The 23,409-nt window shown below is 56.4% G+C and carries 18 protein-coding genes, 2 tRNA genes, 3 rRNA genes and 3 pseudogenes; 12 read left to right on the forward strand and 14 right to left on the reverse strand.

The window, feature by feature from the left end; all coding sequences use genetic code 11:
* Positions 1-24: 24 nt before the first annotated feature.
* The 6 genes from ACYZT3_RS09440 to soxR form a co-directional block, all read right to left on the reverse strand.
* On the reverse strand, positions 25-597 hold the full coding sequence (locus ACYZT3_RS09440) for a DUF6162 family protein (RefSeq protein WP_282380030.1): 573 nt from the start codon (positions 595-597) through the stop codon (positions 25-27).
* A complete protein-coding gene (locus tag ACYZT3_RS09445; protein WP_462031949.1) occupies positions 594-923 on the reverse strand; it encodes a hypothetical protein in 330 nt (109 codons plus the stop codon). Before ACYZT3_RS09445 ends, ACYZT3_RS09440 begins: the two co-directional genes overlap by 4 nt.
* Positions 920-1,462, reverse strand: a complete 543-nt coding sequence (locus tag ACYZT3_RS09450; RefSeq protein WP_462031950.1) for a thiamine pyrophosphate-binding protein — start codon at positions 1,460-1,462, stop codon at positions 920-922. The genes ACYZT3_RS09445 and ACYZT3_RS09450 overlap by 4 nt, the downstream gene beginning before the upstream one ends.
* A complete protein-coding gene (locus ACYZT3_RS09455) occupies positions 1,459-2,658 on the reverse strand; it encodes a PepSY-associated TM helix domain-containing protein (protein WP_462031951.1) in 1,200 nt (399 codons plus the stop codon). The genes ACYZT3_RS09450 and ACYZT3_RS09455 overlap by 4 nt, the downstream gene beginning before the upstream one ends.
* A 276-nt stretch (positions 2,659-2,934) precedes the next feature.
* Entirely contained in the window at positions 2,935-3,393 is a 459-nt protein-coding gene (locus ACYZT3_RS09460; RefSeq protein ID WP_462031952.1) for a VOC family protein, read from the reverse strand.
* Between the two features lie 129 nt (positions 3,394-3,522).
* The gene (soxR, locus tag ACYZT3_RS09465) at positions 3,523-3,969 is read right to left on the reverse strand and encodes a redox-sensitive transcriptional activator SoxR (RefSeq protein WP_462031953.1); all 447 of its coding nucleotides are present in this window, start codon (positions 3,967-3,969) and stop codon (positions 3,523-3,525) included.
* Positions 3,970-4,064: 95 nt separating this feature from the next.
* On the opposite strand from soxR, the gene ACYZT3_RS09470 reads away from it, so the two are divergent.
* A complete protein-coding gene (locus ACYZT3_RS09470; protein ID WP_462031954.1) occupies positions 4,065-4,430 on the forward strand; it encodes an antibiotic biosynthesis monooxygenase in 366 nt (121 codons plus the stop codon).
* On the opposite strand, the pseudogene ACYZT3_RS09475 reads toward ACYZT3_RS09470, so the two are convergent.
* The 3 genes and pseudogenes from ACYZT3_RS09475 to ACYZT3_RS09485 form a co-directional block, all read right to left on the reverse strand.
* A pseudogene (locus tag ACYZT3_RS09475) lies at positions 4,427-5,577 on the reverse strand (sigma 54-interacting transcriptional regulator). The gene ACYZT3_RS09470 and the pseudogene ACYZT3_RS09475 sit on opposite strands and share 4 nt — an antisense overlap.
* 111 nt (positions 5,578-5,688) lie before the next feature.
* Entirely contained in the window at positions 5,689-6,834 is a 1,146-nt protein-coding gene (ssuD, locus tag ACYZT3_RS09480) for an FMNH2-dependent alkanesulfonate monooxygenase (RefSeq protein ID WP_282380017.1), read from the reverse strand.
* A gap of 10 nt (positions 6,835-6,844) precedes the next feature.
* Positions 6,845-7,307, reverse strand: a pseudogene (locus ACYZT3_RS09485) (NAD(P)H-dependent oxidoreductase).
* 398 nt (positions 7,308-7,705) lie between these two features.
* On the opposite strand from ACYZT3_RS09485, the gene ACYZT3_RS09490 reads away from it, so the two are divergent.
* The 4 genes from ACYZT3_RS09490 (at position 7,706) to ACYZT3_RS09505 (ending at position 11,919) form a co-directional block, all read left to right on the forward strand.
* Positions 7,706-7,975, forward strand: coding sequence for a hypothetical protein (locus tag ACYZT3_RS09490; RefSeq protein WP_282380016.1), 270 nt, complete (start codon positions 7,706-7,708; stop codon positions 7,973-7,975).
* A 94-nt stretch (positions 7,976-8,069) separates the two neighbouring features.
* Positions 8,070-8,684, forward strand: coding sequence for a LysE family translocator (locus tag ACYZT3_RS09495; RefSeq protein ID WP_462031955.1), 615 nt, complete (start codon positions 8,070-8,072; stop codon positions 8,682-8,684).
* 203 nt (positions 8,685-8,887) lie between these two features.
* On the forward strand, positions 8,888-10,045 hold the full coding sequence (locus tag ACYZT3_RS09500) for a cysteine desulfurase family protein (protein ID WP_462031956.1): 1,158 nt from the start codon (positions 8,888-8,890) through the stop codon (positions 10,043-10,045).
* A gap of 65 nt (positions 10,046-10,110) precedes the next feature.
* Positions 10,111-11,919: an aminopeptidase P family protein gene (locus tag ACYZT3_RS09505; protein ID WP_282380012.1), complete on the forward strand. Its 1,809-nt coding sequence runs from the start codon at positions 10,111-10,113 to the stop codon at positions 11,917-11,919.
* 54 nt (positions 11,920-11,973) lie between these two features.
* Here ACYZT3_RS09505 and ACYZT3_RS09510 read toward each other — a convergent pair whose 3' ends face one another.
* Together ACYZT3_RS09510 and ACYZT3_RS09515 are read right to left on the reverse strand one after the other, a co-directional pair.
* A complete protein-coding gene (locus ACYZT3_RS09510; protein ID WP_449644186.1) occupies positions 11,974-12,564 on the reverse strand; it encodes a 2-hydroxychromene-2-carboxylate isomerase in 591 nt (196 codons plus the stop codon).
* Between the two features lie 35 nt (positions 12,565-12,599).
* On the reverse strand, positions 12,600-13,328 hold the full coding sequence (locus ACYZT3_RS09515) for an SDR family oxidoreductase (protein WP_462031957.1): 729 nt from the start codon (positions 13,326-13,328) through the stop codon (positions 12,600-12,602).
* 92 nt (positions 13,329-13,420) lie between these two features.
* Here ACYZT3_RS09515 and ACYZT3_RS09520 point away from each other — a divergent pair, with 92 nt between their 5' ends.
* Positions 13,421-13,981 carry a TetR/AcrR family transcriptional regulator gene (locus ACYZT3_RS09520; RefSeq protein ID WP_462031958.1) on the forward strand — a complete coding sequence of 187 codons (561 nt, stop codon included), beginning with the start codon at positions 13,421-13,423 and terminating at the stop codon, positions 13,979-13,981.
* A gap of 15 nt (positions 13,982-13,996) precedes the next feature.
* Here ACYZT3_RS09520 and ACYZT3_RS09525 read toward each other — a convergent pair whose 3' ends face one another.
* Together ACYZT3_RS09525 and rhtA are read right to left on the reverse strand one after the other, a co-directional pair.
* Complete coding sequence (locus ACYZT3_RS09525) at positions 13,997-14,278, reverse strand: hypothetical protein (protein ID WP_046049236.1); 282 nt, start codon at positions 14,276-14,278, stop codon at positions 13,997-13,999.
* 167 nt (positions 14,279-14,445) lie between these two features.
* Entirely contained in the window at positions 14,446-15,333 is an 888-nt protein-coding gene (gene rhtA / locus ACYZT3_RS09530) for a threonine/homoserine exporter RhtA (protein ID WP_282380000.1), read from the reverse strand.
* 660 nt (positions 15,334-15,993) lie between these two features.
* Here rhtA and ACYZT3_RS09535 point away from each other — a divergent pair.
* The 6 genes and pseudogenes from ACYZT3_RS09535 to ACYZT3_RS09560 form a co-directional block, all read left to right on the forward strand.
* Positions 15,994-17,532, forward strand: a 16S ribosomal RNA gene (locus tag ACYZT3_RS09535).
* A gap of 162 nt (positions 17,533-17,694) precedes the next feature.
* Positions 17,695-17,771: transfer RNA gene (locus ACYZT3_RS09540), tRNA-Ile, on the forward strand.
* Between the two features lie 30 nt (positions 17,772-17,801).
* Positions 17,802-17,877: transfer RNA gene (locus ACYZT3_RS09545), tRNA-Ala, on the forward strand.
* 248 nt (positions 17,878-18,125) lie between these two features.
* Positions 18,126-21,017: ribosomal RNA gene (locus ACYZT3_RS09550) — 23S ribosomal RNA — on the forward strand.
* A gap of 173 nt (positions 21,018-21,190) precedes the next feature.
* Positions 21,191-21,306 (forward strand): 5S ribosomal RNA (rrf, locus tag ACYZT3_RS09555).
* The 16S, 23S and 5S rRNA genes sit together here with 2 tRNA genes alongside, the layout of an rRNA operon.
* 697 nt (positions 21,307-22,003) lie before the next feature.
* Positions 22,004-22,240: pseudogene (locus ACYZT3_RS09560) on the forward strand (IS110 family transposase); the annotation flags it as partial.
* A 145-nt stretch (positions 22,241-22,385) separates the two neighbouring features.
* Here the strand turns inward: ACYZT3_RS09560 and ACYZT3_RS09565 are convergent.
* Entirely contained in the window at positions 22,386-23,243 is an 858-nt protein-coding gene (locus ACYZT3_RS09565) for an outer membrane protein OmpK (RefSeq protein ID WP_282382944.1), read from the reverse strand.
* Between the last annotated feature and the right edge of the window lie 166 nt (positions 23,244-23,409).

Raw genomic sequence — 23,409 nt, forward strand, 5'->3', positions numbered from 1 at the left:
CTTCTCTCGGGTGAAGGCGAGGGTTCAGTGCCGGTGCTGGCGGGTCACGCCGGCATCGAACTGCGCGACGATCTGCTGCCAGCCGGCGCTTTCGAGCGCGGCGTCGGTGAGATCGCTCGGGACCGCGAGGGCTTTGCCGCGGTTGAGCCAGACGTCCGGAGCATCGCCGTCAGCGGTCAAGCGCATCAAAAACGAACCCGCCACGGTGGGTGTCTGGCTCTGGCCGAAGTAAGCCTTGGCGTCGAGCAATTGCCAGGCATGAGCGCCGCGGCTGACGGAACTGGCGTCCTGGGCGAACGGCGCAAAACCTTCATCGGCAAGGGCCGCGGGGGCGGGGAGCGCCTGTTGCTCCTGACGCAGCAGGTGAATTTCGTCGAGCGTCACCCGCAGGTCGGCGTAGATGCCTTGCTCGGACGCGCTCAAGTCACGGCGGGCATCCAGTTGATGGCTGCCTACGCTACTGACTTCCTGAGATTCATGGCGCCAGGCGACCACCGAGCCGGCAACCGCCAGGATCATCAGGCACAACAGCAACACATAAAGGGTTTCATGGCCGGCACCGGCCGGGCGGACGACGTGGGTGGTTGGCGTACTCATGGGGCTTCGATGTCCGCTTGGTCGATCTCGACGACGTGGCCGGGACCTGCGTCGAACAGCACGTAGAACTCGGCGCCCGGCTTCTTGAAGGTCAAGGTTGAATCGGCACCGAGCTTGCCGGGCACCAGGATGGTTTCGTCGTAGCCGATCACATCCAGGGTCACGCCCGGCGCGCCGCTGCCGTCGGAGAAACCGCCGGTGCATTTGATCTGCTCGGCGTCGATGGCTTTGCATTCGCACATCGGGTTGTGGGCCAGGGCGCTAGCGCTGAAACCGGCGCAGAGCACCAGCAGCACGGCGCTGAGAGGACGTTTAACGTTGCTCATGGTTTGCCTCCTTGTTGGTTCAGCCACTCGACGGTGGCGGGGGATGCCTGGCTCAGCGGGATGGCGGCCTGATGCATCGCGCCATCCCAGCCTTCCATGGTGATCCACAGCTCGGCGTCGGCTTTGGTCTTCTCGGGAATCGGCAGCATCGCGCCCATGCGGTACGGCGTACCGAAGAAAATCACCCCGGCCGCGCGCAGGCTGCGTGGTTTACCAATGCGCAGGTAAGTGGCCTTGACCTGATCACGACAGCGGTCGCACAGCGCCGCGTTGAAGTTCTTCATGTAGCCGGCCGGGCCATCGAGCGTCGGCGCTTCGTTACGCAACTCGGCCAGTCGCAGGCTCCAGGGACCCACCTGAACCTCGCCGATTTCCCGCTCACCCAAACCGGTGTCACCGCGAAACAACGCGGCGTCGGCGAAGTATTTGGGCATGAACCCGAGCGGCACCAGCAACAGCAGCACGTTGATATGGAAGCGCCATTTGTGCCAGAAACGGCTCAGTTTCGAGCCCGGTTTTTCTGCGGCGAACAGGCTCATTGGCTGGCCTCCGTGGTTTCGCGGCGGGTGGCCGCAGCGGCCTGACTGCGTGGGCGTTTGTTGCTGCGTCTGAGGGCGTTGGCCGTGGCCAGGGCGGTGCGCTTGGTCCAGATCAACAGGCCGCTGAGGACCATCATGCTGAGGATCAGGCCGAAGAAGAACCAGATCAGTTTGATCCAGATGCCGCCGAAATCGCCGGTGTGCAGTGGACGCATGGATTCGGTCACCCACTCCAGGCCGGAGCGGTCCGACAACAGGCGGGTGGCGGCGATGTCGCCGGTATACGGGTTGATGTCGGCGGTCTGGAACATCAGCGGATACCAACTGCGCCCGCCCACCGATAGATAGCTATAGGCATTGGCGGGCAGGCTGACGAAACTGTCGTCCAGACCGGGAATTCGTTCCTTGGCTTGGCGAATGGCCGTCTCCAGACTGATCATCGGCGCGGGCGAACCGTCGGCAGTCAGCGGGACACTTTCACGCGGAACCACGGCAGCCACCGGCGCGGTGGAAATCGAAATCTGGTTATCGAACATGAACGCCTGAATCAGGAACCAGGTGCTGGTGACGGAAATTACCGCGATGAACCAGATCGACCAGATGCCGCTGAGGCGATGAAAGTCGCCCCAGAAAATCCGTGCACCGTGACGAATGCGCAAAGTCGGTCGGAAGAAACCTTTCCAGAAGCGCTTGTAGACCACCAGCCCGGTGACCAACGAAGCCAGCAATGGCAGGCTGAGAAACGACACCAGATACCATCCCCAGCTGTAGCCATTGGTAAACGGCACCAGCCACCAGCCATGCAGCGCGCGGGTAAACGCCTTGAAATTGAATGGCGGGGCAGTGCCCTGAATGACGCCGCTGTAGGGATTGACGTAAACCGTCACGGAGCGACCATCGGGATAGCTGACGTCTACGTCGAGGGCGAAGTGCGATTCATCGGGCCGACTGATGGCCTCGACCAGGGTGTTGGGCTCAGCCTTCTTGATGGCGGCGATGATCTGGTCATAGCTGAGCAGCGGCGCATCGTCCGAGGGTTGGCTGGCGCGCATTTGCGGGTTGGCCAGCCAGACGATTTCCTGACTGACCACCGCCAGGGTGCCGGTCACGCAGACGATCAGCACGAAAAACCAGATCGGCAGCGCCAGCCAGCTATGGACCAGAAACCAGAGTTTTGAACGGGATTTCTTCGACATGATTAAAGGTCTTGTTTCGATGAGTGGGCCGCAGCTAGGGGCTTCCCAGCAATGAGGTCCATGAAAGGCCAGGCCGTGGCTTTTGCCTACGCGGGCCGACTGCATCTAAATAAGACGGATGAGCATTGGAAATCCCGAACGGGGATGTGAAAGAAAATGTTTCGTATTGCTGGGGGGCGGGATTTTGTTTACTTGGGTGCGGCTGTGCGTAAATTGTTCATGAAGTGTGTAGAGCCATGATCGTTCCCACGCAGAGCGAAGGAACGATCATTAGGTTCAACCCTGCTTGAACATCTCCTTCGCCCGCTGCTCAATCTGCTCCTGAGTCAGATCTTCCTTGCGCGTGGCCAGAAACCACAGATGCCCATAGGGATCCTTCAAGGTCCCCGAACGGTCGCCATAAAACTGATCCTTGACCTCGGACACCACCGTACCGCCGGCGGCAATCGCCTGTTTATAAGATTTGTCCACATCGTTCACATACAGGTGCAGGCCCACGGACGGCGACGTGTCCGGATTGCTCAAGGGGCCCTGATCGCAAGGCGTGCCGAGCATGATCGGACAATCGCCGATGCGCAGTTCGGCATGCCCGATGCCGCCATCGGGCATGGACAGGCGCATGACTTCGGTGGCGCCAAAGGCTTTCTTGTAAAACTCGATGGCTTCGGCCGCTTTTTGAATGCCCAGATACGGGGTGATGCTGTGATAACCCTCTGGAATGGGTTTGACGCTCATGATGGTTCTCCCTGTTCTCTTGTCGTGAGTGAAAAGTGTTCCTTCGCCGATTTCCGGTCGAGTAACTATAGGTCAGCGTTTTTCGCTCGACCGAACCCCCGACGAGCAGTAATCACTGTTCAGTTATCATTAAAGCAGCTGCGCCCCGGGCCCTTGCTCCCCCAACACATCGCCAAAATTACGCAACGGACACGCCTCCATCGATAGACACCCACACCCAATGCAGCCATTAAGCCGGTCCCGCAGCAGCACGAGCTGATTGATCCGCTCATCCAGATCCCGACTCCATTGCGCTGACAACACCTTCCAGTCCGCCGACGTCGGGGCGCGGTTATCCGGCAGGGACTTGAGCGCCTCGCCAATCTCCGCCAACGGAATTCCCAGCCGCTGGGCCACTTTGATCAACGCCACCCGCCGCAACACTTCTCGTGGATAACGCCGCTGGTTGCCTTGGTTGCGATTGCTTTTGATCAAACCCTTGGACTCGTAAAAGTGCAGCGCCGTGACCGCGACGCCGCTGCGCGCAGCCAATTGGCCGACGGTGAGTTCCTTATGCAGATTTTCCGAGGTGATCATTTAAAAAATGCCCCTTGACCTCTAGTTAGCTAGAGGTTTTACCCTGCAGACCTTCGGATCGCAAGATCTGGCTTACACGCAAGTGGGGACTATTCATGAACGCGTCAGAGAAAAATCGCAGCTTCACCCAACTGATCGAATTCGAGATCGAACCTCATCAACAGCCCGCGCTGGTGTCGGCCTTGTCGAAACAGACCGAGCGCCTCGCCCAGGGCTACAGCGGTTTTCTGAGTGCCAGCATCCAGGCCAGCGACGATGGCCGGCGGGTGCTCAACTACTTGCAATGGCAAACACGAGAGGCGGGAGAAGCCGCGTTTCAAAGCTTTGAAAGCGGCGAGCAGGATTTCTGGCAGCTGATCCGTGCGCATCAAGCGAAAACCGTGACCTTCGGCTCGTTCCAGGTGCTGCACAGCCTGGAACGCAGCCACGACAACGCGCTGCACTGCAATCTGGTGGGTTAGATCGACAACTGCATGACACGCTCGCCCTTGAGGTTTTCCGTGGGCCGGCGCTTGTTCACCGCCAGCTCGCCGATCTTGATCAGTCGCGTGCGTGTTACGTTGCGGCTCAACCCCAGTAGCGCAGCAGTGTGCACCTGGTTGTAATGGCTGAATCGATAGGCCGCCCGCAGCAAAGCGTCTTCGACTTTTTCGTGCAGCGCCCCGGCCTGTTCTTCGAGTGACGCTCGATGCGCATGTTCGACAGGCGCAAGTCGTCGCGTTCGATTACACCGTTTCGGCAGATCAGCAGGGTGTGGTGAATGACGTTTTCCAGTTCGCGGATGTTGTCAGGCCAGCTGTAGCTGCGCAGTTTCAGTTCGGCTTCTTTGCTGAGGGTGATGGCGCCGTATCCGAGGCGCTGGCTGTAGGCTTCGACGAAGTGTCGGGTCAGCGGCAGGCTGTCGCCGGGGCGGTCGCGCAGCGGGCTCAGTTCCAGGCTGACCACGTCGAGGCGGTAGTACAGATCCTCGCGGAAGTGCCCGGCGTTGATGGCTTTTTCCAGTTGCACGTTGGTCGCCGCCAGCACGCGCACGTCGATGGGAATGCTCTTGCGCGAACCCAGTCGTACCACTTCGCGCTCCTGCAACACCCGCAACAACTTGACCTGAATCGCCATCGGCAAATCGCCGATTTCGTCGAGGAACAACGTGCCGCCGTCGGCCTCTTCAAACCGCTTGCCGCCAGCGCTTTCATCCACCGCCGAGACGATCAGCATTTGCGAATTGCTGGCGCCGGAGCAGAAGCTTTTCTTGCCGGAAAACTCACGCCAGCCCCCAAGGTCTTTCACCACGGTGCGGGTGTCCAGCGGGTTGAGAGCGTTGCCCCAGAACCAGTTCTTGCGGGCCGTCTGTTCGAACCACGGCTGCCACTGCTCGGGCCGGGAGAACAGGCGGACGGTGGCGAGCATCAGGTGATGGAAGCCGAAGACATGGGCAATCGAACTGTCGACTTTGGCGAACTCGCGCACGATGGTCAGGGTGTCACTCCAGCTGGCGCCGAGGCCGCCGTACTGGGTGGGAATGCTTAACGCGAGCAGACCGCTGTGACGCAAGGCGTCACGTTCGGCTTTGGGCGTACCGCCACGCTCATCGCGCTCGACAGCGGTCAGGGCAAACTCGGCGGCCTATCGGCGGGCGGTCTGCAAGGGGGACAACAGGGCGCTTTGTGGTTTGGCCGTCACGCAGGGTTCCTCAGTGAAGTCGACCACAGGGATTGCTTGTCAGGCCGAGGCTTTAGCCGGCAGCACATCATTGGCGATCATTTCGCCAAACGGCCCGGTGAGGTTAGTGACGCCGCGCCCAGCAAGGCTGGCGTATGGCTCAGGCAACAGCGGGAACACCAGCTCGGCAAAGCGATAAGCTTCTTCGAGGTGCGGATAGCCGGAGAAGATAAAACGCTCGATCCCCAGGTCCGCGTACTCCTTGATTCGCGTCGCCACTTGCTGCGGATCGCCCACCAACGCCGTCCCGGCACCACCGCGCACCAGGCCGACGCCGGCCCACAGGTTGGGTGAGATTTCCAGGTTGTCGCGACGCCCGTCATGCAACGCCGCCATGCGCCGCTGACCTTCTGAATCGAAACGCGAGAACGACTTCTGCGCTGCCGCGATGGTTTCGTCGCTGATGTGTTCGATGAGTTTTTCCGCGGCTTTCCAGGCCTCTTCGGCTGTTTCGCGGATGATCACGTGCAAGCGAATTCCGAACTTCACCGTGCGACCGTTTCGGGCTGCACGCTCACGCACATCGGCCAGTTTTTCCGCCACGGCGGCCGGTGGTTCGCCCCAGGTCAGATAGACATCAACCTGCTCGGCGGCCAGTTCATGGGCGGCTTCGGAAGAGCCGCCGAAGTACAGCGGTGGATAGGGTTTTTGCACCGGCGGATACAGCGCCTTGGCGTTCTGCACTTGCAGGTGTTTGCCTTCGAAATCCACCGATTCGCCTTGCAACACCCGACGCCAGATTTTCAGGAATTCGTCGGTGACTTCGTAGCATTCGCTGTGATCGAGGAAGATGCCGTCGCCACGGTTTTCATCTGGGTCGCCACCCGTTACCACGTTGATCAGCAAGCGGCCATTGGACAGTCGAGCCAGCGTGGCGGCCATGCGCGCCGAGACCGTCGGCGAGATAATCCCCGGCCGGATCGCCACCAGATAACGCAGCCGTTCGGTCAGCGGGACCAGCGCCGAAGCAATGACCCACGAATCTTCGCAAGAGCGTCCGGTTGGAATCAGTACACCGTGGTAGCCAAGGCTGTCGGCAGCCTGGGCCCCTTGTTTCAGGTAGTCGAGTGTCACCGGGCGTGCGCCCTGAGTGGTGCCCAGGTAATGGCCGTCGCCGTGAGTCGGCAGAAACCAGAAAACATCCATGAAGAGACCCTTAAGCGATTTTCAGCAGATTTTTGGGGTGCACGCCGAACAACGGCGCGGCGCGTTCTGCAGCAAGACGAATGCGGGCCTTCAAGGGCTCACTGGTTATTTGGTAATTGGAGAAGGCGGCTTCGGAGGCATAGACGCCAATGGGCAACGTCAGGGCCTGGAAGAAACTGAATAGCGGTCGCAACTGGTGATCGAGCACCAGTGCATGACGCTCGCTGCCACCGGTGGCGGCCAGCAATACCGGCGTGTTCGATCGCTTGCAGTTCGGCTTCGATCTCGGCGCTCAATTCCTGACGGGACAACGCGGCGCCCAACGGTCGGGCAATGTCACCCAGTTCAATCAGCTTGCCTTCAATCGGTAATTGCTCGGCCAGCTGCGTCAACAGCGCCTGAGTGAGCACTAACGTGCGAGACGGATGCCAGGTACCGCCGGAGAGGGCAACGACTTTCAATGGACGCGACATGATCAGTTCCTTTTTAAACAGTTGCTCAGGGAGCAGTGAGTAGTCACTGACAGTGAGCAAGAGCTGTACCAATCCCTCGGAGCCCCTATTCACGGGGCTTTCAGCGCGTTGGCCGGTTGACGCTTTTCGAATGGAAGCGCTGTTTTTTGAATGACTGTTGCTCGGCAAACAGTTGCTTGGGCAACAGTGCGTGAAGCGATGGTTGTTATAAAGACTCGGTGTTATTCCGTAAAAGACATTAAATTATTATTTATAGATCGTTTGGAGATATAAGGCGGTCTACCTGAGCGGCATTAGTCAAAGTCGATAGCCACTATCGAGAGCGTTGATTTCTGCTGATCGGATGCCCGGCGTAGCCTGTGTTCATTGCCTCGAACCCAGATGTCAGGACGCTCACAATGAAACCTCTAATCGCTACTTTCTTGCTGCTTGCGGTCTCCGTGCTCGCCGGATGTACCAGCCATGTTTCCCCGGAATTACGGCCGTACACCGCGGAAAAAACCAGAGAATTGGCACTTGAGGCGTTGAATCGTCGCGGTCTGTCTTTTGAGGAGTACCACGCGAAAAAAGCCGAATTGCTCGGCCAACCGCAAAAGTCGTTCAGTTTCGACAAACAAGGCGAAATGAATGCCGAACGTGCTGTACAGCTTCACGGACGTCCTGGCTGAGACTGTACGGGTCGAAGTTTTACGTAACTGTCCATGGGTTTCCCTCAAGGCGTGCGATAGGGTCAACACCTGACTGACCTGATGGATCGCCGCTATGACGCTCTCGCTCGATTTGCTGCTGGGCTTCGCCCTGTTTGCGCTTGTTACCTCGATTACTCCCGGCCCCAACAACACAATGTTGCTGGCATCGGGTGTGAACTTCGGCTTTAACCGCACCATTCCCCACATGCTTGGCGTCACCTGTGGGTTCTTCGTGCTCGTCGTGGCGGTAGGTTTCGGCTTGGGGGCAGTGTTTCAAACCTATCCTTTGCTCTACAGCGTTCTGCGTTACGTCGGCGCGGCGTATTTGTTGTATCTGGCGTGGAAAATCGCCCATTCAGGTCCGGTTTCCGAGAGCGAAAAGGGCGAGAGTAAGCCGATCAGCTATTTGGGCGCCGCAGCGTTTCAGTGGGTCAACCCCAAGGCCTGGATCATGGCCATCGGTGCCATCAGCACCTACACGCCGATGCAGGGCTACTTCACCAACGTGATCGTGATTGCGGCAGTGTTCGCCTTGATCAACCTGCCGAGCGTCGGTGTCTGGGCAGGTTGCGGCACGTTGTTGCGCAACGTGCTGAAGGATCGCCGCTGGTTGCGGCTGTTCAACTGGGGCATGGCCTTGCTGCTGGTGGCTTCGCTGTATCCGTTGTTGCTCGAAAGCTTTGACTGACGCATTGCTTCAACCGGTTGCCCGATGCCTGTTAAGCTCGACTTCAGGAGCGTTCCTACGCACTTTTAAATGAAGTTGTTCTTCTTTAACGGCCTCCGATCAGGTATTTCTAACGCTCTGAACGATCGGCGCAGCTCACGAGGCTGCGTTTGACGTTTCAGTGACGAGCTTCCTGATCCCGGAACACGCTCTGCGAGTCTTTTATGAATAAACGTCCGTTGTATTTCGACTACGCCGCCACCACGCCGGTGGATGAGCGAGTCATCAAGGTGATGGTCGAGTGTCTGGGTTTTACCGGCAATTTCGGCAATCCGGCGTCCAGCTCCCATGCGTTCGGGCAACAGGCCCGGCAATCGGTCGAGCAGGCGCGGCGCCAGGTCGCCGAACTGGTCGGCGCTCAGGCGCAACAGATCGTCTGGACCTCCGGCGCCACCGAATCGAACAACCTTGCTCTCAAGGGCGTGGCCCAGGCCCGCGGCGTTTCTGGCGGCCACATCATCACCAGTCAGATCGAACACAAAGCGATTCTCGACACGGCAAAGCAGTTGCAGGACGCCGGTGTTGCGGTGACTTATCTGGTGCCTGACGCCGAGGGTTTGATTACCCCGCAAGCGGTCAGCGAAGCGATGCGCGAAGACACCTTTCTGGTGTCGTTGATGCTGGTCAACAACGAGCTTGGCACCCTCAACGACATCCCGGCCATCGGTCAGGTGGTGCGTGATCGCGATGCGTTATTCCATGTCGACGCGGCTCAGGGCGCGGGCAAAGTGGCGATCGATCTGGCCCAGTGGCCGGTGGATCTGATGTCGTTTTCCGCCCACAAACTCTATGGCCCCAAAGGCATCGGCGCGTTGTATGTCGGGCCTCGCGCGCAACAGCGCTTGCAGGCGCAGATCCACGGCGGTGGTCACGAGGGTGGTTTGCGTTCCGGCACCCTGGCGACTCACCAGATCGCCGCCATGGGTGTGGCGTTCGCGTTGGCGGCGGCCTCGTTCGATGAAGAGAAGGCCACGATCGTGCGTCTGCGTGAACGCTTGCTTGAGCACCTGCTGAGCATTCCCGGGGTTCGGCTTAATGGCAGCCCGACCCAACGCATTCCCCATACCCTGAGCCTGACCTTCAACGAAGGCGAGTTCAACTCTGCGGCGCTGGGCCATTCGATTGCGTTTTCCGCGACCTCGGCCTGCAACTCCGCCAGCAATGCTCCCTCCCATGTGCTGCTGGCCCTGGGGCATGACGCCCGCTCGGCGAGTCGCACCATTCGCTTGAGTCTCGGCCGGTTCAGTACCGAGCAGGACATCGACCAAGCGGTACACCTGATTCAAGCGGCCTGCGCCAGTGCTCCGGCATTCTGGCAATAAGGTCTGAAAGTGCCGGCGTTGATCGGCACTCAACAATAATGATGCAGTGATTAGCAGGAGACACGATGAGTACGCAGCCTTCGATCAATGGATCGGTGCCCCAACGCCTGGCGCAAACCCGCGAACTGATGAGCCGGGAGGGCATTCACGCTCTGCTGGTGCCGTCGGCCGACCCGCATCTTTCGGAGTACCTGCCGGGTTACTGGCAAGGGCGGCAATGGTTGTCGGGCTTCCATGGCTCGGTCGGCACGCTGATTGTTACGCCGGACTTTGCCGGTGTGTGGGCCGACAGCCGTTATTGGGAACAAGCGACCAAGGAACTCAAGGGCAGCGGTATCGAACTGGTCAAGCTGCAACCGGGTCAACCCGGCCCGCTGGACTGGCTGGCCGAGCAAACCCCTGAAGGCGGCGTCGTCGCGGTAGATGGTGCAGTGATGGCCATGGCGTCGGCGCGTACGTTGGGTGGCAAGCTCGAAGAACGCGGCGCACGCCTGCGCACCGACATCGACTTGTTGAGCGGAGTCTGGAGCGACCGTCCGACGCTGCCGAATGAACCGATCTATCAACACCTGCCGCCTCAGGCGACTGTCAGCCGCGGCGAGAAACTGGCCAAGCTGCGTGAGGTTTTGAAAGATCGCGGTGCCGACTGGCATTTCATCGCCACCCTCGATGACATCGCCTGGCTGTTCAACTTGCGCGGCGGCGACGTGTCGTTCAATCCGGTGTTTGTTTCCTTTGCTTTGATCAGCCAGCAGCAGGCAACCCTGTTCGTGGCCCTGAGCAAGGTCGATACCGAACTGCGCGCAGTCCTCGAACAGGACGGCGTAACCCTGCGCGACTACAGCGAAGTGGCTGCCGCCTTGCGCGCCGTACCGAACGGGGCGAGTCTGCAAGTCGATCCGGCGCGCGTCACCGCAGGCTTGCTGGATAACCTGGATAGCGGCGTGAAGCTGGTCGAAGGCCTGAACCCGACGACGTTGGCCAAATCGCAAAAAAGCCTGGCCGATGCCGAGCACATTCGTCAGGCCATGGAGCAGGACGGCGCGGCGCTATGCGAGTTCTTCACCTGGCTGGACACTGCGCTGGGTCGTGAGCGCATCACCGAACTGACCATCGACGAACACCTGACGGCGGCGCGTACCCGACGTCCCGGGTACGTGTCGCTCAGTTTCAACACCATTGCCGCATTCAACGCCAATGGCGCGATGCCGCACTACCACGCCACCGAAGAAGAACATGCGGTGATCGAAGGCGATGGTTTGTTGTTGATCGACTCCGGCGGCCAGTACCTGGGCGGCACCACCGATATCACTCGGATGGTGCCGGTCGGTACGCCGACCGATGAGCAGAAGCGCGATTGCACGCGGGTGCTCAAAGGCGTGATTGCGCTGTCCCGTGCGCAATTCCCGAAAGGCATTCTGTCGCCGTTGCTGGACTCCATTGCCCGCGCGCCGATCTGGGCTGAAAGCGTTGATTACGGTCACGGCACCGGTCATGGCGTCGGCTACTTCCTCAACGTGCACGAGGGCCCGCAGGTCATCGCCTACCAAGCCGCCGCCGCGCCACAAACTGCAATGCAGCCGGGCATGATCACCTCCATCGAGCCGGGCACTTACCGTCCGGGACGCTGGGGTGTGCGGATCGAGAACCTGGTGTTGAACCGCGAGGCGGGCACAAGTGAATTCGGTGAGTTTCTGAAGTTTGAGACCCTGACGTTGTGCCCGATCGACACTCGTTGCCTGGAGCCGTCGCTGCTGACGGATGACGAAAAACAATGGTTCAACGCCTACCACGCCGAGGTGCGCGAGCGCTTGAGCCCGTTGCTCGACGGTGCAGCCCTTGAGTGGTTGAACACCCGCACTGCGGCTATTTGATCGGTTGGAGTGCAGGCGCTTCATAGAGCGCCTGGCTCATGTGGTCGTCGAGTTTTAACTCAGGGCTTCAAGGACGAAGTCCAGGCGATCCTGACCGAAGAACAGCTGATTATCGACAAACATGCTCGGGGCACCAAATACGCCTCGTTGCACGGCTGTCTCTGTGTTGTCCTTGAGAGTGGCTTTGACTTCCTCGTCGGCAGTCAGGGCCAGCACCTCATTAGGATCGAAACCGTTCTGTGTCAGAACTGTCGCGACAGTCGCCGGATCAACAAGGTCGCGGCCTTCAACCCAAAGCGCGTGAAACAGGCAATCGATGAACGCCTGAAAGCGTTCGGGATGGCGCAACTGCATGCCGGTGATGGCGCGCATCAACATCAGGGTGTTGATAGGGAAGTGTGGATTGAACTTCAGCGGCACGCCGTAGCGCTTGGCATAGCGATCCAGGTCCTGAAACATGTACCGGCCCTTGGCCGGGATGGTTGCCGGAGACGCGTTGCCGGTGGCTTTGAAGACCCCGCCCAGCAACATCGGCTTGTAGATCAGCTGGCTGTCGGTCTGCTCGCAGATCTTCGGCAGCTGGGTATAAGCCAGGTAGGTGGCTGGGCTGCCGAGGTCAAAATAGAACTCTACGGTTTTGCTCATGGTCGATGCGCTCTGCTTATTATTTTAGGGTGGGTTTACCAGCGTTCGCTCCAGGGACGCAGGTCCAGCTCGAAGGTCCATGCGTCACGGGGCTGGTTGTGCAGGTACCAATAGTTCTCGGCGATGTGCTCAGGATTGAGAATGCCGTCCTGGTCCTTGGTCGCGTACTTCTCGGGGAAACTCTCGCGGATAAAATCGGTATCGATGGCACCGTCGACTACGACGTGGGCGACGTGAATGTTCATTGGCCCCAGTTCTCGAGCCATGCTTTGCGCAAGGGCGCGAATCCCGTGCTTGGCGCCGGCAAAAGCCGCAAACCCTGCTGCTCCACGCATGCCTGCGGTGGCACCGGTGAACAAGATAGTGCCGCGTTGACGCTTGGCCATGCGCTTGGCCACTTCACGAGCGTTGAGAAAACCTGAGAAACAGGCCATTTCCCAGATCTTGAAATATTTGCGCGCGGTTTCTTCGAGAACGCTGCAAGGCACATTGGCGCCGATGTTGAAAACGAACGCTTCGATTGGGCCAATCTGGCTTTCGATCTGCTCGACCAACGCAATCACGTCCTCTTCCTTGCGCGCATCACAGGCAAAACCATGGGCTTCACCGCCATCGGCCTTGATGGTATCCACCAGCGGCTGGAGTTTGTCCGCGCTGCGGCGGGTGACACAAGCCACAAATCCTTCCTGCGCAAAGCGTTTCGCAATGGCGCCGCCTGTGGCATCTCCTGCGCCTACAACCAGTACGACTTTCTTGTTATTCATGGGTAGATCCCTTTGCTAAACGATCGTTAACTAAACGAACGTTATGCTACGATTCGGCAAGCGTCAAGGCGATCAATCCTGAGGGCAAGGCAATGCGTTACTCGGCCAATCACAAACTCGAAACCAAAGAGAAACTACTTGAAAGCAGTGCGGTGTCGGCCAAGAAGTCAGGTTTTTCAACGGTAGGTGTCGACGGTCTGATGAAGGCGATCGGCTTGAGTGGCGGGGCTTTCTACAGTCACTTTTCTTCGAAGGATGAACTATTCGCCTCAATCGTCGAGCGTGAGTTGTGCCAAAGCCTGGAGCGTTTAGGGGCGGACCAGAATCGTGACAAGCTCGAGCGCTGCCTGAAACGCTACCTGAGCATGGCCCATGTCGAGCACCCGGAATCCGGTTGTGCTTTGCCGGCATTGGGGGCTGAAATTGCACGCTCAGACGTGATGATTCGTCAGCAGGCGGAGAACTGGATTTGTCGGCTTCAGCAGAGTTGGGCGCGGGTTCTGGAAAGCGACAGCCTGGCATGGGCAATTCTGTCGCAATGTATCGGTGCGTTGGTTGTGGCACGAATGCTGGCCACGCCAGACATCCAGCGCACGGTGCTGAAGTCCAGTTACGATGAGATTGGCCGCCAGATTGCAGGTCCACGAACCTGACAAGGCGGTATCAACCTATTTGCAGATGACAATCATGCTGCGGCTGGTATAGCCGGCAGGGTTGAGGCCGAACGGGTAATCGCCTGGTTCCTCCACGGCGTCCCCCGACTTGGCGATGACCTTGTAACCTTTGGGTGCGCACGAGTTGGCAGCGCTGGTGTAGCACTTGTCCCAGGATGATGAGAGCCCGGAACAGTTGATATGCAGCCCTTTCTTGCCGTGTTTTATCTGGGTTTTCGATGTCGCCGCGCAGCCCGCAACCGCAAGTACGGCGATCAGTATCAAAATTCGTTTCATTGCTGTCCTTATAGCGTCCCGGATCTTTGCGCCCGGGTCTGGCTGCATTCGCTTTCGCTTGAAGCGTTCTGATATCCCTATCTGAAAAATCCATGTCTGACACTGGGTTACGGGCCTAAACATGGCCTAATTGCGCGGCAAATACCAGACCCTCGTCAAATCCTGTCTCAATCTGCAGCGACTGCAGGCTTGGCCGCACGCCCCATCGTCATGGTCGCGCCTATGGAAGCCAGAATGATGCACATGATGGCCATCCATTGTGACAGTGAGAGGTACTCATGAAGAAACAATAGGCCTGACAGTGCGCCGATAGCAGGTTCAATGCTCATTAACGTTCCGAAGGTCCGGGTTGGGATTCGGGTGAGGGCGATCATCTCCAGCGTGTAGGGCACGGCGGTGGACAGAATGGCGACAGCGATGGCCACGGGGATCAGTGAGGGAGTGAGCAGCGCGGCGCCAGCATGGACGATGCCGATAGGGGCTACAAAAAGTGCCGCAATCATCACCCCCAGTGCCGCGGTCTGCACGCCATTGTCGGCGCCGGCCTTTTGGCCGAACAGAATGTACAGCGCCCAGCAGACACCCGCGCCCAATGCATAACCGGCGCCTACCAGATCGATTCCCGCAGTCGTTTCTCCCGTAGGTATTAACAGCAGTAAACCGATGGTAGCCAGGGCGATCCACAAAAAGTCAATCGCGCGACGTGACGCAAAGATGGCTACCGCCAGTGGGCCGGTGAATTCCAGCGCAACCGCGATCCCCAGAGGTACGGTTTGCAAGGACATATAGAAGAGGAAGTTCATGCCGCCTAACGCCATTCCGTAGACGATGACGGTGCGCAGGGATTTTGCGGTGAGCTTCGCTCGCCAGGGACGCAGTATCAGCATCATGATCACGCTGGCAAAGATCAGTCGCAGGGTGGTGGTCCCCTGCGCGCCGATAATGGGGAACATACTTTTAGCAAGGGAGGCTCCCGACTGGATCGATGCCATGGCTATCAACAGCAGGCCAACCGAAAACAGAGTCGAGGCAAGGCTGCGGGGTTGGTCATTCATTGCGTGGCATCGTCCGAAGTAGAAAGCAAGAGTGTTGTTGAGCAATATACTGCGCATTCGTTACGGGCGCGTCTATATATAGCAACGATTTTGAACATCCTTATAGAAAAGCGTAATTAGGTGTTGACGGCAGATTCTGGACGTCTATAATTCGCCCCACTTCCGGCGCAGTCGAAACGGAAAACTCCTTGGTAAACAATAAGTTACGCAGTTTTCGGCAGCGAGTTGCTTCAGGTCATCGAAGCCCAGAAGGAGTTGAAAGAGCGGGGTTGTTTGGCTCTTCTAACGGTTCGGTCTTCTCGGTCGAAAGCGGTGTAAAAGAGGTGTTGACAGCAGCGAGTAACGCTGTAGAATTCGCCTCCCGCTAACGAGAGATCGAAAGCGCAAGTGGTTGAAGTTACAAAGGAAACTTTGAAAACTTCTTAAAATAACCGCTTGACAGTAACAGGGGCTGCTGTAGAATGCGCGCCTCGGTTGAGACGAAAGATCTTAACCAACCGCTCTTTAACAACTGAATCAAGCAATTCGTGTGGGTGCTTGTGGAGTCAGACTGATAGTCAACAAGATTATCAGCATCACAAGTTACTCCGCGAGAAATCAAAGATGTAACCAACGATTGCTGAGCCAAGTTTAGGGTTTCTTAAAAACCCAAAGATGTTTGAACTGAAGAGTTTGATCATGGCTCAGATTGAACGCTGGCGGCAGGCCTAACACATGCAAGTCGAGCGGCAGCACGGGTACTTGTACCTGGTGGCGAGCGGCGGACGGGTGAGTAATGCCTAGGAATCTGCCTGGTAGTGGGGGATAACGCTCGGAAACGGACGCTAATACCGCATACGTCCTACGGGAGAAAGCAGGGGACCTTCGGGCCTTGCGCTATCAGATGAGCCTAGGTCGGATTAGCTAGTTGGTGAGGTAATGGCTCACCAAGGCGACGATCCGTAACTGGTCTGAGAGGATGATCAGTCACACTGGAACTGAGACACGGTCCAGACTCCTACGGGAGGCAGCAGTGGGGAATATTGGACAATGGGCGAAAGCCTGATCCAGCCATGCCGCGTGTGTGAAGAAGGTCTTCGGATTGTAAAGCACTTTAAGTTGGGAGGAAGGGCATTTACCTAATACGTAAGTGTTTTGACGTTACCGACAGAATAAGCACCGGCTAACTCTGTGCCAGCAGCCGCGGTAATACAGAGGGTGCAAGCGTTAATCGGAATTACTGGGCGTAAAGCGCGCGTAGGTGGTTCGTTAAGTTGGATGTGAAATCCCCGGGCTCAACCTGGGAACTGCATTCAAAACTGTCGAGCTAGAGTATGGTAGAGGGTGGTGGAATTTCCTGTGTAGCGGTGAAATGCGTAGATATAGGAAGGAACACCAGTGGCGAAGGCGACCACCTGGACTGATACTGACACTGAGGTGCGAAAGCGTGGGGAGCAAACAGGATTAGATACCCTGGTAGTCCACGCCGTAAACGATGTCAACTAGCCGTTGGGAGCCTTGAGCTCTTAGTGGCGCAGCTAACGCATTAAGTTGACCGCCTGGGGAGTACGGCCGCAAGGTTAAAACTCAAATGAATTGACGGGGGCCCGCACAAGCGGTGGAGCATGTGGTTTAATTCGAAGCAACGCGAAGAACCTTACCAGGCCTTGACATCCAATGAATCTGCTAGAGATAGCGGAGTGCCTTCGGGAACATTGAGACAGGTGCTGCATGGCTGTCGTCAGCTCGTGTCGTGAGATGTTGGGTTAAGTCCCGTAACGAGCGCAACCCTTGTCCTTAGTTACCAGCACGTCATGGTGGGCACTCTAAGGAGACTGCCGGTGACAAACCGGAGGAAGGTGGGGATGACGTCAAGTCATCATGGCCCTTACGGCCTGGGCTACACACGTGCTACAATGGTCGGTACAGAGGGTTGCCAAGCCGCGAGGTGGAGCTAATCCCAGAAAACCGATCGTAGTCCGGATCGCAGTCTGCAACTCGACTGCGTGAAGTCGGAATCGCTAGTAATCGCGAATCAGAATGTCGCGGTGAATACGTTCCCGGGCCTTGTACACACCGCCCGTCACACCATGGGAGTGGGTTGCACCAGAAGTAGCTAGTCTAACCTTCGGGAGGACGGTTACCACGGTGTGATTCATGACTGGGGTGAAGTCGTAACAAGGTAGCCGTAGGGGAACCTGCGGCTGGATCACCTCCTTAATCGACGACATCAGCTGCTCCATAAGTTCCCACACGAATTGCTTGATTCATTGAAGAAGACGATAAAGAAGCAGCCCTGAGGGGTTGTAGCTTGGTTGGTTAGAGCGCACCCCATGCTCTGTGGTAGAGAGCAGGGTGAGGTCGGCCTTATAGCTCGAAATTGGGTCTGTAGCTCAGTTGGTTAGAGCGCACCCCTGATAAGGGTGAGGTCGGCAGTTCGAATCTGCCCAGACCCACCAATTTTGTGTGGGAAACGCCTGTAGAAATACGGGGCCATAGCTCAGCTGGGAGAGCGCCTGCCTTGCACGCAGGAGGTCAACGGTTCGATCCCGTTTGGCTCCACCACTAACTGCTTCTGTTGTTGAGAGCTTAGAAATGAGCATTCCATTGTACGATGGTGAATGTTGATTTCTAGTCTTTGATTAGATCGTTCTTTAAAAATTTGGGTATGTGATAGAAAGATAGACTGGACGTTACTTTCACTGGTAACGGATCAGGCTAAGGTAAAATTTGTGAGTTGCTCTTTATGAGCAAGAATCGAATTTTCGGCGAATGTCGTCTTCACAGTATAACCAGATTGCTTGGGGTTATATGGTCAAGTGAAGAAGCGCATACGGTGGATGCCTTGGCAGTCAGAGGCGATGAAAGACGTGGTAGCCTGCGAAAAGCTTCGGGGAGTCGGCAAACAGACTTTGATCCGGAGATGTCTGAATGGGGGAACCCAGCCATCATAAGATGGTTATCTTAAGCTGAATACATAGGCTTAAGAGGCGAACCAGGGGAACTGAAACATCTAAGTACCCTGAGGAAAAGAAATCAACCGAGATTCCCTTAGTAGTGGCGAGCGAACGGGGACTAGCCCTTAAGTGGCTTTGAGATTAGCGGAACGTTCTGGAAAGTACGGCCATAGTGGGTGATAGCCCTGTACGCGAAAATCTCTTAGTCATGAAATCGAGTAGGACGGAGCACGAGAAACTTTGTCTGAATATGGGGGGACCATCCTCCAAGGCTAAATACTACTGACTGACCGATAGTGAACTAGTACCGTGAGGGAAAGGCGAAAAGAACCCCGGAGAGGGGAGTGAAATAGATCCTGAAACCGTATGCGTACAAGCAGTGGGAGCCCACTTTGTTGGGTGACTGCGTACCTTTTGTATAATGGGTCAGCGACTTATTTTCAGTGGCGAGCTTAACCGAATAGGGGAGGCGTAGCGAAAGCGAGTCTTAATAGGGCGTCTAGTCGCTGGGAATAGACCCGAAACCGGGCGATCTATCCATGGGCAGGTTGAAGGTTGGGTAACACTAACTGGAGGACCGAACCGACTACCGTTGAAAAGTTAGCGGATGACCTGTGGATCGGAGTGAAAGGCTAATCAAGCTCGGAGATAGCTGGTTCTCCTCGAAAGCTATTTAGGTAGCGCCTCATGTATCACTGTAGGGGGTAGAGCACTGTTTCGGCTAGGGGGTCATCCCGACTTACCAAACCGATGCAAACTCCGAATACCTACAAGTGCCGAGCATGGGAGACACACGGCGGGTGCTAACGTCCGTCGTGAAAAGGGAAACAACCCAGACCGTCAGCTAAGGTCCCAAAGTTATGGTTAAGTGGGAAACGATGTGGGAAGGCTTAGACAGCTAGGAGGTTGGCTTAGAAGCAGCCACCCTTTAAAGAAAGCGTAATAGCTCACTAGTCGAGTCGGCCTGCGCGGAAGATGTAACGGGGCTCAAACCATACACCGAAGCTACGGGTATCACTTAGGTGATGCGGTAGAGGAGCGTTCTGTAAGCCTGTGAAGGTGAGTTGAGAAGCTTGCTGGAGGTATCAGAAGTGCGAATGCTGACATGAGTAACGACAATGGGTGTGAAAAACACCCACGCCGAAAGACCAAGGTTTCCTGCGCAACGTTAATCGACGCAGGGTTAGTCGGTCCCTAAGGCGAGGCTGAAAAGCGTAGTCGATGGAAAACAGGTTAATATTCCTGTACTTCTGGTTATTGCGATGGAGGGACGGAGAAGGCTAGGCCAGCTTGGCGTTGGTTGTCCAAGTTTAAGGTGGTAGGCTGGACTCTTAGGTAAATCCGGGAGTCTAAGGCCGAGAGCTGATGACGAGTTACCCTTTGGGTGACGAAGTGGTTGATGCCATGCTTCCAAGAAAAGCTTCTAAGCTTCAGGTAACCAGGAACCGTACCCCAAACCGACACAGGTGGTTGGGTAGAGAATACCAAGGCGCTTGAGAGAACTCGGGTGAAGGAACTAGGCAAAATGGCACCGTAACTTCGGGAGAAGGTGCGCCGGTGAGGGTGAAGCATTTACTGCGTAAGCCCATGCCGGTCGAAGATACCAGGCCGCTGCGACTGTTTATTAAAAACACAGCACTCTGCAAACACGAAAGTGGACGTATAGGGTGTGACGCCTGCCCGGTGCCGGAAGGTTAATTGATGGGGTTAGCTAACGCGAAGCTCTTGATCGAAGCCCCGGTAAACGGCGGCCGTAACTATAACGGTCCTAAGGTAGCGAAATTCCTTGTCGGGTAAGTTCCGACCTGCACGAATGGCGTAACGATGGCGGCGCTGTCTCCACCCGAGACTCAGTGAAATTGAAATCGCTGTGAAGATGCAGTGTATCCGCGGCTAGACGGAAAGACCCCGTGAACCTTTACTATAGCTTTGCACTGGACTTTGAATTTGCTTGTGTAGGATAGGTGGGAGGCTTTGAAGCGTGGACGCCAGTTCGCGTGGAGCCAACCTTGAAATACCACCCTGGCAACTTTGAGGTTCTAACTCAGGTCCGTTATCCGGATCGAGGACAGTGTATGGTGGGTAGTTTGACTGGGGCGGTCTCCTCCTAAAGAGTAACGGAGGAGTACGAAGGTGCGCTCAGACCGGTCGGAAATCGGTCGTAGAGTATAAAGGCAAAAGCGCGCTTGACTGCGAGACAGACACGTCGAGCAGGTACGAAAGTAGGTCTTAGTGATCCGGTGGTTCTGTATGGAAGGGCCATCGCTCAACGGATAAAAGGTACTCCGGGGATAACAGGCTGATACCGCCCAAGAGTTCATATCGACGGCGGTGTTTGGCACCTCGATGTCGGCTCATCACATCCTGGGGCTGAAGCCGGTCCCAAGGGTATGGCTGTTCGCCATTTAAAGTGGTACGCGAGCTGGGTTTAGAACGTCGTGAGACAGTTCGGTCCCTATCTGCCGTGGACGTTTGAGATTTGAGAGGGGCTGCTCCTAGTACGAGAGGACCGGAGTGGACGAACCTCTGGTGTTCCGGTTGTCACGCCAGTGGCATTGCCGGGTAGCTATGTTCGGAATAGATAACCGCTGAAAGCATCTAAGCGGGAAACTAGCCTCAAGATGAGATCTCACTGGGACCTTGAGTCCCCTGAAGGGCCGTCGAAGACTACGACGTTGATAGGTTGGGTGTGTAAGCGCTGTGAGGCGTTGAGCTAACCAATACTAATTGCCCGTGAGGCTTGACCATATAACACCCAAGCAATTTGCAGGCTTTGAGCTGAAAAGCGAAAGAGCATCAGATTGCGGTGTGTGAAGACGAAACGAACCGAAAGTTCGAGATACTCACAAAACACCAAACTATCACTTACCCATTCGCTGGAGCGTGAACCTGAAAAGGCCCACGACCTGGCTACCGAATTTCTTGACGACCATAGAGCATTGGAACCACCTGATCCCATCCCGAACTCAGCAGTGAAACGATGCATCGCCGATGGTAGTGTGGGGTTTCCCCATGTGAGAGTAGGTCATCGTCAAGATTAAATTCCGAAACCCCTATCTGCGTATGCAGGTAGGGGTTTTGTTTTGTCCGCAGGAAAGTGACGTGACGAAAAAGGGAAGCCGATTGACTATCCCTGGTTCCAGCAGCATCGTTGTGAAACTTCGGCAAAATGTATTCAGCGATCTGTTCAATAACTCCGGCAACCGGTCGTTCGCTACGACGCAGATGCAAGCCAATATGCTGCACACCGGCCTCTCGCAACACCTGAAGCTCATCGATCAATGCCAGCTCCCGCAGCTGCCACCGAAACGCACACGGCGCATCGGCGCATGGGGAGTGGCTGCCAGATCCAGGTGCACGAAGCTGATGTAGGGTTTATCGCCACCGACCTCCCGCCACTGCCCCACTCGACGACGATGTTCCTTTGGAGTGCCGGGGTAGGCGAGCAGCCGGATCGCTTGACTGTGTGAGTGTCAGCTTATGGCCGTTCACTGCCTGTAAGGGAGGACGGCTCTCATAGCGGACACACAGAGGAAGTACAGCTACTTATTCTAGGCAGTCAATCCAGGGATGGGCCGCCCGCTAATTGAAAGAGCGGCCTATAACCATCGCAGAAGGGGCCGAATTTTGTATTTTGTTTATGTGAAATAGCGATCCATAAAAATCTCGGTAAATCAATGTGATAGGTCTAAAGTCCTGGTTTTTCCCTTATCTTGGCATGATCCCGATTTCGGGTGAGGCTGATCGCGCCTCAGTTCGTCAAACCGTACGTCAAGAGCAACAAGAACGACGCCAACGATGCCGATGTAATTTGTGAGGCAATGAGCCGTTCCAGCGTCTGCTTCGCCGCCATCAAGACCATCGTACAACAAGATTTCCAGGCGACGCATGGCATCCGAGCCGTCTAAATTGAACAGCGGACGGCCAACGCTAATCAGATCCGTGGTCTGGTTGCGGAGTACGGCCTCGTCGCTCCGAAAGAGTTACTGATGCTACGTCTTGGCATACCGAATTGCCGATGCGCGGAGATCCACGCACCGGTGCCGTCATTATCCATGGAGTGGATAAGTTCGATGCAACTGTCAGTGTAAGACAGTGTGCCTTCTGATGGGAGCCTTACAGATGCCATTCAAAGTTCAGAAACGGCGTATTGGCCTCGGTGCCAGATGTGTTGGAAGAGTTGTTGCCGAACTTGTTCTTCCAATATTCGTAACCCACCCCGGCAAAGAAGGTATCTTTCTTGCCGAAAGTGAGCTCGCCCACGTCCATAAGTAAGGAGGCGTGCACGAGCGTCTCGCTCACGGTGTCGTTCCCGAAGCCATCCTTGCCTTTGGGGGGGATGAAGTTGGCAAAGCCCTTGAATTTGAGCGGTACCGAACCGAGCTGGAAGGGAATGTCCCAAGCAGTTTCCAGGTAGTAAGTGTCGTTGAAGCGGATATCGTGCTCTTGGGCGAACGCTAAGCCATTATGGTTGGTCTCGGAGCGGTACATCACACTCAAGTCCCAGAAACCTGGTACGTCGAAATTGATAGTCGGGCCGATGACGAGCATGCGTTTTGCTGGCGCGAAGGTAGTGTTTTTGGTGTTCCAGTCGAGGCCACCCGATAGTGACCAGTCCCGAACGGGGCCCCATTTGAAATCCTGACCGGAAATTTTATTGAGTGAAAGTTGATGGCGATACACCGCATACACCTCGGTAGATCCGTTGTCGCCACCGGCGGCTGGATCATTTTTATCGGAAAATAGCACCTGTACGTCGAGGAAGTTGCTACCGTATTTGTATCCATCAACATGAGTGAACTCGACTATATTCTTGGCTATCGGACCATCGATACCCGGCTCAGCGAAGTGGGTGCCATACAAGTAACTAATAGAGTTGTCGCTCCAGTCGGCCGCTTGCACTGAAGTGGCCGTACTCAATAACAGAGCACTGATGGCAAAGGTCTGGTGGACAAGCAACTTTCGGTTCTGCATATTCTATTTCCTTGAGTAGTCGTCCATTTCGGCTAAAGGGACTGTTTTTTATATTTGCCGAGGAAATCTCGCAGTTGTACAAATAGTCTGAGTAGGTTAACAACCCCATTCCCTACTCGAATTCAGAACGTATTCAGCACTATCACAGCTAGGAAAACTCTGAACG

This window comes from Pseudomonas sp. MDT1-16 (assembly GCF_054898115.1).

Coding starts and splice junctions, on each gene's coding strand:
- ACYZT3_RS09500 (WP_462031956.1), top strand. CDS start 8,888: ATGAATAAACGTCCGTTGTATTTCGACTACGCCGCCACCACGCCGGTG.
- ACYZT3_RS09440 (WP_282380030.1), bottom strand. CDS start 597: ATGAGTACGCCAACCACCCACGTCGTCCGCCCGGCCGGTGCCGGCCAT.
- ssuD (WP_282380017.1), bottom strand. CDS start 6,834: ATGGATGTTTTCTGGTTTCTGCCGACTCACGGCGACGGCCATTACCTG.
- ACYZT3_RS09505 (WP_282380012.1), top strand. CDS start 10,111: ATGAGTACGCAGCCTTCGATCAATGGATCGGTGCCCCAACGCCTGGCG.
- ACYZT3_RS09460 (WP_462031952.1), bottom strand. CDS start 3,393: ATGAGCGTCAAACCCATTCCAGAGGGTTATCACAGCATCACCCCGTAT.
- ACYZT3_RS09490 (WP_282380016.1), top strand. CDS start 7,706: ATGAAACCTCTAATCGCTACTTTCTTGCTGCTTGCGGTCTCCGTGCTC.
- ACYZT3_RS09565 (WP_282382944.1), bottom strand. CDS start 23,243: ATGCAGAACCGAAAGTTGCTTGTCCACCAGACCTTTGCCATCAGTGCT.
- ACYZT3_RS09520 (WP_462031958.1), top strand. CDS start 13,421: ATGCGTTACTCGGCCAATCACAAACTCGAAACCAAAGAGAAACTACTT.
- ACYZT3_RS09470 (WP_462031954.1), top strand. CDS start 4,065: ATGAACGCGTCAGAGAAAAATCGCAGCTTCACCCAACTGATCGAATTC.
- rhtA (WP_282380000.1), bottom strand. CDS start 15,333: ATGAATGACCAACCCCGCAGCCTTGCCTCGACTCTGTTTTCGGTTGGC.
- ACYZT3_RS09445 (WP_462031949.1), bottom strand. CDS start 923: ATGAGCAACGTTAAACGTCCTCTCAGCGCCGTGCTGCTGGTGCTCTGC.
- ACYZT3_RS09525 (WP_046049236.1), bottom strand. CDS start 14,278: ATGAAACGAATTTTGATACTGATCGCCGTACTTGCGGTTGCGGGCTGC.
- ACYZT3_RS09515 (WP_462031957.1), bottom strand. CDS start 13,328: ATGAATAACAAGAAAGTCGTACTGGTTGTAGGCGCAGGAGATGCCACA.
- ACYZT3_RS09495 (WP_462031955.1), top strand. CDS start 8,070: ATGACGCTCTCGCTCGATTTGCTGCTGGGCTTCGCCCTGTTTGCGCTT.
- ACYZT3_RS09450 (WP_462031950.1), bottom strand. CDS start 1,462: ATGAGCCTGTTCGCCGCAGAAAAACCGGGCTCGAAACTGAGCCGTTTC.
- soxR (WP_462031953.1), bottom strand. CDS start 3,969: ATGATCACCTCGGAAAATCTGCATAAGGAACTCACCGTCGGCCAATTG.
- ACYZT3_RS09455 (WP_462031951.1), bottom strand. CDS start 2,658: ATGTCGAAGAAATCCCGTTCAAAACTCTGGTTTCTGGTCCATAGCTGG.
- ACYZT3_RS09510 (WP_449644186.1), bottom strand. CDS start 12,564: ATGAGCAAAACCGTAGAGTTCTATTTTGACCTCGGCAGCCCAGCCACC.